The 1,418-nt window shown below is 63.7% G+C and carries 1 protein-coding gene; it reads right to left on the reverse strand.

All coding sequences use genetic code 11. The annotated features are described in order from the left end of the window. The coding region (locus ACMGE0_RS33465; RefSeq protein WP_436820155.1) for an acyl-CoA carboxylase subunit beta at positions 1 to 1,418 on the reverse strand (1,418 nt) is incomplete at its 5' end.

Below are 1,418 nucleotides of genomic sequence, written 5' to 3' on the forward strand. Positions count from 1 at the left end.
TCACAGCGGGATTGTATCGTGCTTCTTCCAATGGGTCGTCACCTGCTTGTTTCTGAGCGAGGCGAAGGCGCGGGCGATGCGGCGGCGGGACGAATGCGGCATGATCACCTCGTCGATGAAGCCGCGCTCGGCCGCCACGAAGGGGTTGGCGAAGCGCTCCTCGTATTCCTTGGTGCGCGCGGCGATCTTCTCCGGATCGGAGAGTTCGGAACGGTAGAGGATTTCGGTGGCGCCCTTGGCGCCCATCACCGCGATTTCCGCCGTCGGCCAGGCATAGTTGATATCGGCGCCGATATGCTTCGACGCCATCACGTCATAGGCGCCGCCATAGGCTTTGCGCGTGATCAGCGTCACCATCGGCACGGTCGCCTCCGAATAGGCGAACAAGAGCTTGGCGCCGTGCTTGATGACGCCGCCATATTCCTGCGCCGTGCCCGGCAGGAAGCCCGGCACGTCGACCAGCGTCAGGAGCGGGATCGAGAAGGCGTCGCAGAAACGCACGAAGCGGGCGGCCTTGCGGGAGCTGTCGATATCCAGGCAGCCGGCCAGCACCATCGGCTGGTTGGCGACGACGCCCACCGTCTGGCCCTCGATGCGGATGAAGCCGGTGATGATGTTTTTGGCGAAGGCTTCCTGGATCTCGAAGAAATCGCCCTCGTCGGCGATCGCATGGACAAGCTCCTTCATGTCGTAGGGCTTGGCCGGGCTGTCGGGGATCAGGCTGTCGAGGCGGTTTTCGATGCGCGCCGGATCGTCATGGAACGGGCGGACCGGCGGCTTCTCGCGGTTGTTGAGCGGCAGGAAATCGAAGAGCCGGCGGACCGCCTCCAGCGTCTCGATATCGTTCTCGAAGGCGGCGTCGGCGACCGAGGATTTCTTCGTATGCGTGCCCGCGCCGCCGAGTTCTTCCGCCGTGACGATCTCGTTGGTCACCGTCTTCACCACGTCCGGACCGGTGACGAACATATAGGATGAGTCCCGCACCATGAAGATGAAGTCGGTCATCGCCGGCGAATAGACCGCACCGCCGGCACACGGGCCCATGATGACGGAAATCTGCGGAATGACGCCGGAGGCTTCCGCATTGCGGCGGAACACTTCCGCATAACCGGCAAGCGAGGCCACCCCTTCCTGGATGCGGGCGCCGCCACTGTCGTTGAGGCCGATCACCGGTGCGCCGACACGCACCGCCATATCCATGATCTTGCAGATCTTCTGGGCATGCGTTTCCGAAAGCGAGCCGCCGAGCACGGTGAAATCCTGGGAAAAGACGTAGACCTGCCGGCCGTTGATCGTGCCCCAGCCGGTGACCACGCCGTCGCCCGCCACCTTCTGTTCGGCCATGCCGAAATCCACCGCGCGGTGGGTGACGTACATGTCGAACTCCTCGAAGGAGCCCTCGTCCAGCAGCACCTCGA

The sequence above is a fragment of the Neorhizobium descurainiae genome (assembly GCF_051400715.1).
Taxonomy (GTDB): Bacteria; Pseudomonadota; Alphaproteobacteria; order Rhizobiales; family Rhizobiaceae; genus Neorhizobium.